Annotated in this window: 14 protein-coding genes; 7 read left to right on the forward strand and 7 right to left on the reverse strand. The window is 33.7% G+C overall.

The features are described from left to right. Positions 1-60 precede the first annotated feature (60 nt). Positions 61-1,149: a M42 family metallopeptidase gene (locus HB672_RS11460; RefSeq protein ID WP_167769672.1), complete on the forward strand. Its 1,089-nt coding sequence runs from the start codon at positions 61-63 to the stop codon at positions 1,147-1,149. 47 nt (positions 1,150-1,196) lie between these two features. Here HB672_RS11460 and HB672_RS11465 read toward each other — a convergent pair whose 3' ends face one another. Continuing rightward, entirely contained in the window at positions 1,197-3,584 is a 2,388-nt protein-coding gene (locus HB672_RS11465) for a penicillin acylase family protein (protein WP_167769673.1), read from the reverse strand. 104 nt (positions 3,585-3,688) lie between these two features. Here HB672_RS11465 and HB672_RS11470 point away from each other — a divergent pair, with 104 nt between their 5' ends. The 5 genes from HB672_RS11470 (at position 3,689) to HB672_RS11490 (ending at position 8,501) form a co-directional block, all read left to right on the forward strand. Beyond that, positions 3,689-4,237: an NUDIX domain-containing protein gene (locus tag HB672_RS11470; protein ID WP_167769674.1), complete on the forward strand. Its 549-nt coding sequence runs from the start codon at positions 3,689-3,691 to the stop codon at positions 4,235-4,237. Positions 4,238-4,255: 18 nt separating this feature from the next. Then, positions 4,256-4,939, forward strand: coding sequence for a PrsW family glutamic-type intramembrane protease (locus tag HB672_RS11475; protein WP_167769675.1), 684 nt, complete (start codon positions 4,256-4,258; stop codon positions 4,937-4,939). A gap of 87 nt (positions 4,940-5,026) precedes the next feature. Then, entirely contained in the window at positions 5,027-5,512 is a 486-nt protein-coding gene (locus HB672_RS11480) for an acetyl-CoA carboxylase biotin carboxyl carrier protein subunit (RefSeq protein WP_167769676.1), read from the forward strand. A gap of 1 nt (position 5,513) precedes the next feature. Beyond that, a complete protein-coding gene (locus HB672_RS11485) occupies positions 5,514-6,953 on the forward strand; it encodes an acetyl-CoA carboxylase biotin carboxylase subunit (protein ID WP_167769677.1) in 1,440 nt (479 codons plus the stop codon). A 6-nt stretch (positions 6,954-6,959) separates the two neighbouring features. Then, positions 6,960-8,501, forward strand: a complete 1,542-nt coding sequence (locus HB672_RS11490; protein ID WP_167769678.1) for an acyl-CoA carboxylase subunit beta — start codon at positions 6,960-6,962, stop codon at positions 8,499-8,501. A gap of 12 nt (positions 8,502-8,513) precedes the next feature. Here the strand turns inward: HB672_RS11490 and HB672_RS11495 are convergent, their stop codons facing one another. From HB672_RS11495 to HB672_RS11520, 6 genes are all read right to left on the reverse strand, one after another. Next, positions 8,514-8,978, reverse strand: a complete 465-nt coding sequence (locus tag HB672_RS11495) for a hypothetical protein (RefSeq protein ID WP_167769679.1) — start codon at positions 8,976-8,978, stop codon at positions 8,514-8,516. 11 nt (positions 8,979-8,989) lie between these two features. Then, positions 8,990-10,078, reverse strand: coding sequence for an amidohydrolase family protein (locus HB672_RS11500; protein WP_167769680.1), 1,089 nt, complete (start codon positions 10,076-10,078; stop codon positions 8,990-8,992). Positions 10,079-10,151: 73 nt separating this feature from the next. Continuing rightward, positions 10,152-10,628, reverse strand: coding sequence for a hypothetical protein (locus HB672_RS11505; protein ID WP_167769681.1), 477 nt, complete (start codon positions 10,626-10,628; stop codon positions 10,152-10,154). Between the two features lies 1 nt (position 10,629). Continuing rightward, positions 10,630-11,043 carry a hypothetical protein gene (locus HB672_RS11510; RefSeq protein ID WP_167769682.1) on the reverse strand — a complete coding sequence of 138 codons (414 nt, stop codon included), beginning with the start codon at positions 11,041-11,043 and terminating at the stop codon, positions 10,630-10,632. Positions 11,044-11,055: 12 nt separating this feature from the next. Next, the gene (locus HB672_RS11515; RefSeq protein WP_167769683.1) at positions 11,056-11,502 is read right to left on the reverse strand and encodes a DinB family protein; all 447 of its coding nucleotides are present in this window, start codon (positions 11,500-11,502) and stop codon (positions 11,056-11,058) included. A 19-nt stretch (positions 11,503-11,521) separates the two neighbouring features. Beyond that, positions 11,522-12,136 carry a DEAD/DEAH box helicase gene (locus tag HB672_RS11520; RefSeq protein WP_167769684.1) on the reverse strand — a complete coding sequence of 205 codons (615 nt, stop codon included), beginning with the start codon at positions 12,134-12,136 and terminating at the stop codon, positions 11,522-11,524. A gap of 99 nt (positions 12,137-12,235) precedes the next feature. On the opposite strand from HB672_RS11520, the gene HB672_RS11525 reads away from it, so the two are divergent. Then, complete coding sequence (locus HB672_RS11525; RefSeq protein ID WP_167769685.1) at positions 12,236-13,429, forward strand: multidrug effflux MFS transporter; 1,194 nt, start codon at positions 12,236-12,238, stop codon at positions 13,427-13,429. Positions 13,430-13,457 lie beyond the last annotated feature (28 nt).

The raw sequence follows: 13,457 nt of genomic DNA on the forward strand, positions 1-13,457 counted from the left end.
ACACTCTTTTAAACCTTAAATTCTTATTAATATTATTATTTTAGAGCAAAATATTTTAGAATGGCAAAAAAGAAGATACTCAATAAAAAGTCCATGGACTTTCTTGAAAAATACTTAAATAATGCAGCACCTACAGGTTACGAATGGGATGGGCAAAAAATTTGGATGAATTACCTAAAACCTTATGTTGATGAATTTATTACAGATACTTACGGAACAGCTGTTGGTGTTATTAATCCAGAAGCTGATTACAAAGTAGTTATTGAAGGTCATGCTGATGAAATTTCATGGTATGTTAACTATATTGCAGACAACGGATTAATTTATGTGATTAGAAATGGTGGAAGTGACCATCAAATTGCACCCAGCAAAATCGTGAATATCCACACCAAAAAAGGTATTGTAAAAGGTGTTTTTGGTTGGCCTGCAATTCATACACGAAATCGTTCGAAAGAAGAACCACCAAAACCTGATAACATCACTATTGATATTGGTGCTAAGGACAAAGCAGAAGTTGAGAAAATGGGCGTTCATGTTGGTTGCGTTATTACCTACCCTGATGAGTTCCATATACTTAACAAAGACAAGTTTGTCTGTCGTGCTTTAGACAACAGAATGGGTGGTTTTATGATTGCTGAAGTAGCAAGATTATTGCACGAAAACAAAAAGAAATTACCTTTTGGTCTCTATATCACAAATTCAGTTCAAGAAGAAATTGGATTGCGTGGTGCCGAAATGATTACACATACAATCAAACCCAATGTGGCAATTGTGACAGATGTAACTCATGACACTACTACTCCAATGATTGAAAAGAAAAAAGAAGGTCATTTGGAAATAGGTAAAGGCCCTGTAGTTGCCTACGCTCCTGCTGTACAGCAAAAATTACGCGATTTAATTATCGATACTGCTGAAGAGAAGAATATACCTTTCCAACGTTCGGCATTGTCCAGAGCCACTGGAACAGATACTGATGCTTTTGCGTATAGTAATGGTGGTGTTGCTTCGGCATTAATTTCGTTACCATTACGTTATATGCATACAACCGTAGAAATGGTACATAGTGATGATGTTGAAAACGTGATTAGAATGATTTATGAAACGGTTCTAAAAATAAAAGACGGAGATACGTTTAGTTATTTTGAATAAATAAAAAAGCCCTCAATTGAGGGCTTTTTTATTACAATTAATTTCGATTAGTTTTTCGGAACTACCTTAAGTAATCTTGATGTCTCTATAATCTCTTCTTTATTCATTTTCATTTTTCTAAACGCTCCTTTGCTATACATGACTGCTTGATCATCGTAATGTTCACTAAACGGATTTCCAGATTGTCCTGTTGGCAAAATACTAATACTATTTTCAACATCTGAGAAATCAATTATACGTCTGGTTGAAGGCCCTGCTTTTATGTCATATAATCCTGTATCATTAAAATCGAACGCTTTATTATCAATTACCTCTTCTGTTCCTCCTGTTTCAAATGGCCCAACATTAAAATAAGGTTTCAAAGTCTTTACAGCGCCTAATGCATGACCATGCTCTAAGGTGTGTACTGTTCCCCATTTCCAATTCATAATATCTTCACCAAATTGTGATTCTAAACTCGAAATAGCTTCAATAAATGATGCGTTAATAATATCAGCTTTTGTTTCTTTTACATTGGCAGTTTCAATATCATCCCACCACATAGAGGTGTCATTACCAATTTGTAGTGCTATAGACCTCTTGATTAAATGTGTACGTAGGAGTTGGCTATATAATGTATCGCCCAATTCATCTTTAAACGTATTTTCTAAATAACGATAAATAATACGATGATAAATGGTTGGAGCAATACCATCTACAGCATTATCACCTTCCCAAAGCTGCAATATATCCATTGCGCGTTGTTGATTCTTGTTTAATTTATTGTAATTAATAACCTTGGTCAACACCTTAACATTACTAGTAGCAACAGATGATGTATTATCTACAATCATTTTAGAAAAACTCTCTTTACTCCAATTATTTTTGGGTTCAAGAAGTTCTACAATGCGTTTTGCTCTATCTTCTGGCAAATAATAACCAGGATATAACATTCCTGCAATAGAATCTGGTTGGTTATTTGCTGAATACACATAATTCCAATCAGGATTTTCAGCCATTGGGTTATTAGAAAAGTCTAGATACTCTATTGGGTCATCCTCTCCACTTGCACCATCTAAAACAAACTTAGGGTTCACATGCTCTTTGTGTGTGTAAAGCTGCCCAGAAGCCCACCAAGCGACATTTCCTTTAGCATCACCATACATGACATTTAAACCTGGTGCATGAATCATTGAAGCTGCTTGTTTTACATCTTCCATCGTTTTAGAATGTGAAAGCTTATAACCAGCTTGTAAAATCTCAATTTTATGTTGTGTATATACCCAAGACATAGCAATAGGTCTGTCATGTGATATTTCATCTTGCACGCCATTCATTATTGGTCCATGTCTGGACGATTTAATCTCTAAAACAACATCATCTTCATCTTTAACTTTTATGCTTTTTGTGCTTTTCTTATATGCCGCATAACCTGTTGGTGTTTTATATTCATCTTTATTTGATGGATTATTTGTCTCTTGATAAAAATCGATATCATCATTTTCAAACATCGTTAAGCCGTAGGCGTAGTCTCTATTATGTCCCAATAGGGGAAAAGAAATTCCTGCAATATGGTAACCATACATTTCATAATTTGGTGTTACAATGTGCGCTTCGTACCAAACGGATGGTTGCGCATATCCAATATGTGGGTCGTTAGCAAATAACACACTCCCAGTGCTTGTTTTATTAGCATTAACCACCCAACTATTACTACCTATAAAGGCAGGCATTGGCAGCCTTTTTGTTACTTGGGCTATTTGATTAGATAATTCATTTAATGCTTTAATATTTTCTGAATTGCTCTTAATTAATGTCCCTTTGGTGTTCGGTACTACATCTAAATCCTTCAAGTACTCTGCTCCTAATTTTTCTTGTATAGCAGTTAGCATTGGGTCGGTTTTTTGTGCCATGGCAAAGCTAAAAGCCATATAACCAAAAATGTTATACATATCTTTTAGTTCATATGCTTCTTTTTCAATACCAATTAAAGTAAATTCTATTGGCGTTGCGCCTTCATCAATAAATTGATTGACACCGTTAATATATGCCATAGCGAACTTGTACGCATTACTGCTTTTATCTATATTTTTTATGGCTTTCTCTGTCGCCTCTTCTATTCCTAAAGTTGCAAAAAATTTATCGGTTACTAACAAATCTTTCCCTAGTATTTCTGATAAACGTCCTGGAGCAATACGTTTTAGAAGCTCCATTTGCCATAACCTGTCTTGAGCGTGCAAATATCCTAAAGTTGTATACGCATCTTCTTGATTTTTAGCATAAATATGTGGTATACCATAATCATCAAAATACGTTGAGACTTCTGATTGTAAATTTTGAAGCTCAAGATTTCCAGAATACTGAGGCTTTAGAGAGTTGATATATATAAAGCCAGAAATAGCAACAATTACGAGAAATATTAGAATTCCTAATAAGATTTTCTTAAAAATACGCATGAAATGAAGTTTGATCCTCAAAAATACTATTTACTATAATCAATTTAATTTTTTAAGCTACATATTTTCCATTTAAACTTATCTTTGATTGAAAATTTAAAGAATTGCAAGAGTATATAGACATTTGGACAGAAAATGGTGTGCCTACTGGCAAAAGTAGTTTAAAAGAAGAAGCTCATTTAAAAGGTCTATTTCACCCAACTGTTCATATTTGGTTTTATACCAAAAGTGGTTGCATTTTGCTTCAACAAAGAAGTAAGCACAAAAACACTTTTCCAAGTTTCTGGGATGTTTCGGTCGCTGGACATGTTTTGTCTGGCGAATCTATTTCGGAAGCCGCTATAAGAGAGGTCAAAGAAGAAATTGGTTTAACCATTTTAAAAAAAGACCTATTACAAATTGATGTTAGAAAGAATGTAAACATACATGCAAATGGTATAAATGATTGTGAGTTCCAGCATGTATTTTTGTGTGAATTATTGGTTGATATTAACGATCTAAAAATTCAAGATGAAGAAGTTGATGATATTACCTTAATTTCTTTAGATAAATTGAAATTTTATATCGAAAACCACAACGAAACATTCAAATTAGTTCCTGCAGATTACACTTATTATGCTTTTATCATAGAACAAGTAAACAAAGTAATTTAATTTTTATAATTTCCCTGCATGAATCTTTTAGTTGCTACTGCTACTCCAATACTTATCGTTATTATCTACATTTATATTAAGGATAAGTACGAAAAGGAATCCAAACGTGTATTATTAGTTAGCTTCTTACTTGGAGCCATTTTAAGCATTGTCATCACAACGCTTTTGTATGTGTTTTTTGATTTGTTTTTACCATTACCTGATAATTACAGTATTTTGCAACAATTTGTAAAAGCCTTTTTCGTTGTTGGGTTAATTGAGGAGTTTAGTAAGTATATCATGGTTCGCTATTACGCACAACCAAGAAAAGGTTTCAACGAGCCGTTTGATGGTATTGTATACGCAGTGATGGTTTCTATGGGGTTTGCAGCAGTCGAAAATCTATTTTATGTCTTACAGGGTGGTATTGAAGTTGCCTTAATAAGAGCTGTAACCGCAATTCCTGCTCATGCAACTTTTGCCGTATTAATGGGCTATTATATGGGAAAAGCAAAGTTCACTAACAACCGAGTAAAATGGAACCTTATTGGTTTATCACTAGCAGTTTTATTCCATGGAGCTTACGATTTCTTCCTCTTTATTGGCTTTATACCTGGCATATCCATTGGCGCATTTATCTCTCTCATTATAGGAATAATATTATCCAAACGAGCCATAAAGGCACATCAAAATATTTCCTATTTTAAAGATTCAAAAAAATAGTTGAAAACATGACTTACTTCATGTTATTAAACAAAACTTACTATTAATTTCGTAGCTTTAAAAGTTACCTAATCCACATATAAAGTAATGAGCAAAACATATACATTAAAAGTTAATTCTGATTATGAATTTAAACTAAATGATTTAGATATCTCCAAAGCAGATATAATAAGATTATCAAAATCAAAACACCATGTACTTCACAATAATAAATCAATAATTACTGAGACTATCGACTCAAATTTCAAGGCGAAATCATATAAAGTAAAAGTTAATAACAATAATTACAACATAAACATAAACAATGATTTAGATAGGCTAATTAAAGAAATGGGATTTGAGGTTGGTGTATCGAAATTAGTAAATGAGATTAAAGCACCGATGCCTGGGTTAATCCTTGATATTAGTGTTGAAGTTGGTCAAGAAGTAAAAGAGAATGACGCCTTATTAATTCTTGAAGCCATGAAAATGGAGAATATTATTACTTCACCACGTGATGGAATAATAAAAAACATCTCAGTTACAAAAGGAAACGCAGTTGATAAAAATGAACTGTTAATCGAATTCGAATAATATGAAAAAGATATTAGTAGCAAATAGAGGAGAAATTGCTATTCGTGTAATGCGAACTGCAAAAAAAATGGGAATAAAAACGGTTGCGGTATTCTCTGAGGCTGATAGAAATGCACCACACGTACGTTATGCAGACGAAGCAGTTTACATTGGTAAAGCACCTTCTAATCAATCATACTTATTAGGAGAAAAAATAATTGAAGTAGCAAAAAGGCTACACGTCGATGGTATCCATCCAGGTTATGGCTTCTTAAGTGAAAATGCACATTTCGCTGAATTATGCGAAAATAATAACATCACATTTATTGGCCCAAAGTCTAAAGCCATTAAAATTATGGGTAGTAAACTGGCAGCCAAAGAGGCTGTAAAAGCATACAATATCCCTATGGTTCCTGGAATTGACGAAGCCATTACAGATGTTAAGAAGGCTAAAGATATTGCCAAGGATATTGGCTTTCCAATTCTAATAAAAGCATCTGCTGGTGGTGGTGGAAAAGGCATGCGTATTGTTGAAAAAGAAAGTGAATTAGAGTCACAAATGAATCGCGCCATTAGTGAAGCAACTTCTGCTTTTGGTGACGGCTCTGTATTTATCGAAAAGTATGTTACTTCTCCTCGCCATATCGAAATTCAGGTTATGGCAGATAGCCATGGGAACGTATTGCACTTTTTTGAACGAGAATGCAGTATTCAACGTAGACATCAAAAAGTAGTTGAAGAAGCACCTTCATCTGTTTTGACACCTGAATTACGCAAAAAAATGGGAGAAGCTGCTATTAATGTAGCACGCTCTTGCGATTATCTAGGAGCTGGAACTGTTGAGTTTTTAATGGATGCTGACCTTAACTTCTATTTTCTAGAAATGAATACACGTTTACAGGTAGAACACCCTGTTTCGGAATTGATTTCGGGTGTAGATTTAGTAGAACTTCAAATTAGAGTAGCTCGTGGCGAAGCCCTCGATATAAAACAAGAAGATTTAAAAATCAATGGTCATGCCTTAGAACTTCGAGTATATGCTGAAGATCCATTGAACGATTTTTTACCTAGTGTTGGAACGCTTGAAACTTACAAATTACCCATTGGAAAGGGTATTCGTGTAGATAATGGCTTTGAAGAAGGTATGGAGATTCCTATTTATTACGATCCTATGCTTTCCAAACTAGTAACCTATGGTAAAACACGTAATGAAGCCATACAATTAATGCTACATGCTATTGAAAACTACCATGTTGAAGGTGTTCAAACCACGTTGCCATTTGGAAAATTTGTTTGCGAACATGAAGCTTTTGTTTCTGGGAATTTTGATACGCACTTTGTAAAAAACTATTATTCTCCAGAAAAACTATTAGAACAGCATAATGAAGAAGCTGAAATTGCAGCACTCATTGCCTTAAAGCATTATCTGGAAGACCAACAACTTTTACAATTACCAAATTAGACACTTATGGACTCAAAAATAAAAGCACTTAACGAAAAACTTCAGCAAGCCTATTTAGGTGGTGGTGAATCACGTATTGAAAAACAGCACGCTAAAAAGAAGCTTACTGCACGCGAACGTATCAATTATCTTATGGATGAAGGTTCGTTCGAAGAGATAGGTGCCTTAGTGACGCATCGTACCAAGGATTTTGGGATGGAAAAACAGAAATTTTATGGAGATGGTGTCATTACTGGTTATGGTACTGTTGATGGACGATTAGTATATGTATTTGCTCAAGATTTTACTGTTTTTGGTGGTTCTTTATCTGAGACACATGCTGAAAAAATTTGTAAAATTATGGATATGGCTGTAAATGTTGGCGCACCATTAATTGGTCTTAATGATTCTGGTGGTGCACGTATTCAAGAAGGTGTTCGCTCCCTTGGTGGTTATGCAGACATATTTTACAGAAATGTTCAGGCTTCTGGGGTAATACCACAAATTTCGGCAATCATGGGGCCTTGTGCAGGAGGTGCAGTTTACTCTCCAGCTATGACAGATTTTACCATCATGGTTCAAGACACAAGCTATATGTTTGTAACTGGACCTAACGTTGTTAAAACTGTTACTAACGAAGAAGTTACTAGCGAAGAACTTGGTGGTGCTTCAACACATTCTACAAAATCTGGAGTAGCTCATAAAACCTCGGCTAATGATATTGAGTGCTTAGAGGATGTTAAAGAATTATTGAGCTATTTCCCACAAAGTAATCGAGAAAAACCAACGAGTCTTGCTTATGAGCTAAAAGATGAAATTAGAGATAGCCTCTCGGCTATTGTTCCAGACAATCCAAACAAACCTTATGACATGCATGAGGTTATAAAAGGTATTATTGATACCGATTCATTTTATGAAATCCACAAAGATTACGCTGAAAACATCATAGTTGGATTTGCGCGTTTAGGCGGAAAAAGCATTGGTATCATTGCTAATCAGCCTATGTTCTTAGCAGGTGTTTTGGATGTGGACAGCTCAAAGAAAGCAGCACGTTTTGTTCGTTTTTGCGATTGTTTTAATATACCAATGTTGGTTTTAGAAGATGTGCCTGGATTTTTACCAGGAACAGACCAAGAGTGGAATGGTATTATAGTACATGGCGCCAAATTGCTTTACGCGTTTAGTGAAGCGACTGTCCCGCGAGTTACAGTTATTACCAGAAAAGCATATGGAGGCGCCTATGACGTCATGAACTCAAAACACATTGGTGCTGATATGAATTTTGCATGGCCTAATGCTGAAATTGCCGTAATGGGAGCTAAAGGAGCTGCCGAAATTATTTTTAAACGTGAAATTCAATCAGCAGAAAACCCTGAGGGCAAATGGAAAGAAAAAGAAGCTGAGTATGCTGAGTTGTTTGCTAATCCTTACAGTGCTGCCGAACGTGGTTTTATAGATGAAGTTATTTTGCCAAAAGACACGCGACGTAAGTTATTAAAAGCGTTTTCAATGTTGGAAGACAAACAGGTTAATAGACCTAAGCGTAAACATGGGAATATTCCATTATAGAAAATAATTTTTCTAGTTTCTTTTTATGAAGTCGAAAACATAAGTAACAAGGCTATCGCTTTCAAAGCCTTTTATAGTTCTACGGTAATTATTATCATCTATGAATTCATAAACGACTTGATAAGGATTTTTATAATCCATATTTTCAAAAACCATTTTGCTCTCATTGTGTTCTTTGGATTGAAATATTTTAGGTGTAGAATTCTTTATTACACTAAATAAAATGATTTCATTATTAACTTTTTCAATACGAGTTCTTGCACTATAACTAGTATCCGAAGATTCAATATAATACCCTTCTTGAAGCATCCATCCATCACTATCAAGTTTCCAAGTTTCGTGTAGTTCTCCATCAAAGGCTTTTGCTATCCACTTCCCAGATAATTTATGTTCTAGACTCAATTTGTCTTCAACTTTAAACTCTTCATTACAAGAAAAAAACAATAACATTAAAACTAGAATTACAGAAAATCTCACAACCAAAGTTATTATTTAGGAAACAAACTCTTATCCAATCCTGGAACTATACGTAGTGCATTTTTATAATACACTTTTTTTAATACCTCATCATCAAGATCTAATCCGTACATTGCCCAATACGCATGGTATTTTTTATGATATGGAAAATATTCATCGGCACTTTCTAGTACTCTGAAATAGGTTGGAAACTCTTCTGGTTTCCAGCTATCTTTACCAAATAACACTCTGTCTTGGTATTTGGTGATAAATGCTTTTGCAAATCGTGGTTGCCTCCCTAATTCAGCAATTATAGCACCTATACCAACATTCATATTTGGCATCTCATCAAACAACTCACCTAACCTCCCTAAATCATTAGCCAACCAACTCATATGAGCACTAATAAAAGTCGTGTTTGGGTGTTTCTTAATAATACTATATTGTTCATTCATGATTTGCTGAAATGGCGCAGGGTTTGTATCATCACGCTTACGTCTTGGATGTGTTTTCAACTCTAGCCAACGTTCATTATCACCATCAAACTCATCCCAAAAGGATGCAGGATCTGCTGAGTGAATTAATACTGGTATTCCTAATTCACCACATTTAGCCCAAATTGGATCTAAGCGCTCATCATTAATAGCCAAACGATTTCCTTGAGCATCTTTATTACTTAATCCTAAACTTTTATACACTTTCAAGCCTCGAGCACCATTTTTCACATCTTGCTCTAATTGAGCTACCATTTTTTCAGTCCATCCTTCACTTCCTGCATCTTGAAAATTGATATTCGCAAATACCACAAAGCGACCTGGAAAATTATCAGCTATATTCTTAACAGATTGCACAAGTTGATCACCAGTACGACCACTTAAGTTAACCATAATTCCCATATTTAACTTATCCATGTCAGCAACAACAGAAGTTAAATCTTGTGTTGGCATTCTATATTGATGTCCATGAACATCTATAAATGGGAATTTAGCTTTAAAAATACTATCACCTGGAACAACGAGAGTCGATTTTGGATTATAGTCTTCAAAAGACATTTCTTGCGCTAGTGTTATTGTGGTAATACAAAAGGCTAAACTAAGTATGAAGTAGTGTTTAATATTCATAATATGATTTTTAAGAAACTAAAGGTAAAAAATTGTTTTATTTATAATCTCACTTTATGAAGGCTTTAACGAATTAACTCTCTAATTCTTCAATCATCAAGTTAAAATCATATTGTAAATCTTCATGAATTTTTGCAATGGCTTTTTGAGCCAACTCCAACTGTTTGTTGTATGTGTTCGTTAATACTGTATTTCGCTTATAAGACGGTTTCATTTCGCCTAGTTCTTTACAGAAATAGATGAGCAACTCAGCTTCGGTTTCTTTTTTCTTAGAATAACGTATAAAACGTTTTACCTGTCTTAAAATCTTGCGTACAGATTTTTTTATATAATGATAACTCAAGGTGTTAATCTCTTGAAAGCTGCTTGTAATATAACCTTTTACACTCTCAATATATGTAGCTTCATTTTCAGACTCAAACACTAAATACGTCAATAACTCTTTAGATTCCAATTTGAAGCGAGCCATAGCTAAACAATAGTCAACTAGTTGCTCTTGCGAACGATACTTTAATTCTTTTTTGAGTTCGGTAATTGTGGCTGGTTTCATATTATGTAAAGGGCAATAAATTAGGTTCTAAAAATGATGATTTAGCAATATCTGAATTAAAAATATCAATACTATAATGCTTATCTAACAGTTCTTTAAAGTTTGTTTTTAATCTTGGGTGTTCTAAAATAAAATCCTTGAAATTATTAGAGTTCGATTTTTGCATAAAATGATACACTGCTTTAACTGCAGCTATGGTCACCGTCTTATTATATTTATCTTCTGCACCAAGTGAGCAAACATAGCTATATAATTGACTATCTAAATTAATTAAAGCCTGCTCTATTCCATATTTATTAATATGAATCCAAGCCAAACGAATATGTGCTTCATGATTAAATATAGACGAATCTAACGTACAATTTAAAAATTGCGATTCAAACTCTTCATCTGTAAATTGATAGTGATCTTTCATAATTAGAATTATTTACGAATCTAATAAACGTCTGTGATAATTTATTTGTCCCAAATGGTATGCTAAATGCGTAGAAAGATGCACTAAAAAATAACCTGTAGTCATGTAATCTTCAAAAACCCTTCGTCTATACTCCTTTTCTAAATCTTCTGGTGTTAATTTATTTAAGGTTCTTTCCACAATAGTCATAGTCTCATCAACTTGTCTCAATAACTCATCTCTTGACACATCCTTCAAAGAAAACTCTAAGTCACGCTTTCTAACATAACCAGTACCTCCTAACTCAGCACCAATAAAATGATTTAGATTCCCAATTAAGTGCAAACATAAGTTTCCAGAACAATTAGTAACCTCCTTGTCAATAATCCATAAGTTAGATTCTACTTTATAGGCTTTTATTTCTTCTTTTAATTTATTGAGGTCTCTATTAAAAATTTTTAGTAATGTTTCTAGTAACATAGGTTCTTAATTAAATTGATTATTTAATTTCTACAACTTGAGAATTGTACATAAACGACTCTCGAAAACGCTTAATTTTAGTATCAAATTTATTAGCAAAAATTACATACTGACATTTATTTATGCTCTCTGAAATTCGGTTAATATCCTGGAAATTATTGCTAATTGTTGTAAACTCAGCATCTTCAACAATAAACATTTTTAACAAACTAAAACTAATACTATTTAGAAGAAACAATTTGTTTAAACGTTTTGGTGTTGCAATTATCACATCAACACCTACATAAATTTCATCACGCTGAGCTTCTATATTTTGTTCTTCATAGGCACAATACACTCGTAAATCTGTGTGTCTCGTAAACACATTAAACTTATCTCGTAAAGCCAAGGCTTCTTGCTTGTTTTTAACCACAATAATAGCTCGTGGCACATCTTCAAACGCTTTTCCATTAAGCTTTTGAATTACACTTAATACCAAAGTCGTTGTTTTTCCTGAACCTTCTGGACCAATACCAAATACATTAACACCACTTTTTATTTTTGGTAAACCTACTTTTTGAAAATCTAAGGGTGTTTCAAATTCTAAATGCTCTAAAGTATTTTTTAAAGGCTCAATTAATTTTTTAAATGCCAAATCACTGTTTTAAATATGTATTACAAATGTAACAATATAAATAGAGCATATTAACCATAAGTTTTAATGTACTCTGCAGAATTAAATTACATTTGCACAATGCAAAATAAGCAAACTTTTGAATTTGAATTTGTAGCATTAATGGCGTCATTAATGTCTATTGTAGCACTTTCTATTGACGCTTTATTACCAGCACTTCCTGAAATTGGCACAGCATTAAGTGTCGAAAATCCCAATGACAACCAATTATTGGTGACCATGATATTTTTAGGTTTAGGTTTTGGTCAGCTTATTTTTGGACCTTTATCTGATAGTTTTGGGAGAAAGCCCATTGTATATATTGGTTTTACACTATTTATTATTGCCACTTTTATTTGTGTGTCAACTAATAGTTTTGAAATGATGATTTTTGGTCGTGTCCTACAAGGAGTTGGACTCGCATCACCAAGAACATTAAGCATTGCCATGATTAGAGATTCGTATAGTGGTAATTATATGGCAAAAGTACTATCCATTGTTGTGATGTTCTTCATTTTGGTTCCTGTTATTGCTCCTACGCTTGGGCAGTTTTTATTAAATTACTACAACTGGGAATCTATTTTTTATGTAAATCTAGCATTTGGACTTATTATCATGCTATGGTTTTGGAAGCGGCAAGATGAAACTTTAAGTAAAGATAAACGTATAAAATTTACGCCTATGCTTTTTGTAAATGGCAGCAAGGAGTTTATGAAACATAAAAATGCTGTCGCTTTCACGTTGGTGTCTGGTTTTATAACTGGGTCATTTATGGTGTATTTAAGCACTGCTCAACAAATATTTGAGCAACAATATAATTTGGGAGATAAGTTTCCTATTATCTTCGCAAGTTTAGCCATAGCTGTAGGTTTAGCCACTTTTTTAAACAGTCGCTATGTTGTTAAGTTTGGGATGTGGCGAATTGCATTTGCAGGTACGATTGCGTATTGCATAATTTCAATTTTGTACGTCATTTTGTTTTGGTCTGGAACAAACCCAAGTATTGAAGTCCTTATTGGTTTCTTTGCCTTACAATTTTTTGCTATTGGGTTTCTCTTCGGAAATTTACGTTCGTTGGCAATGCAACCTTTAGGTCATATTGCAGGTATTGGCGCTGCAATTAACGGATTTGTATCGACTGTAATGGCTGTGCCTATAGCTAATTATATTGGTAGCTTTGTATCAAATTCTGTATTACCTCTTTTTATAGGTTTTTCAATATTCGGAATTCTTTCGCTTTTGGTGTTTCTACGCTTAAAAGTATTACACAAATAAAAAGCACCTCGTTAAAGGCGCTTTCATA

This window comes from Gaetbulibacter sp. S0825, assembly GCF_011777505.1.
GTDB lineage: Bacteria > Bacteroidota > Bacteroidia > Flavobacteriales > Flavobacteriaceae > Pontimicrobium.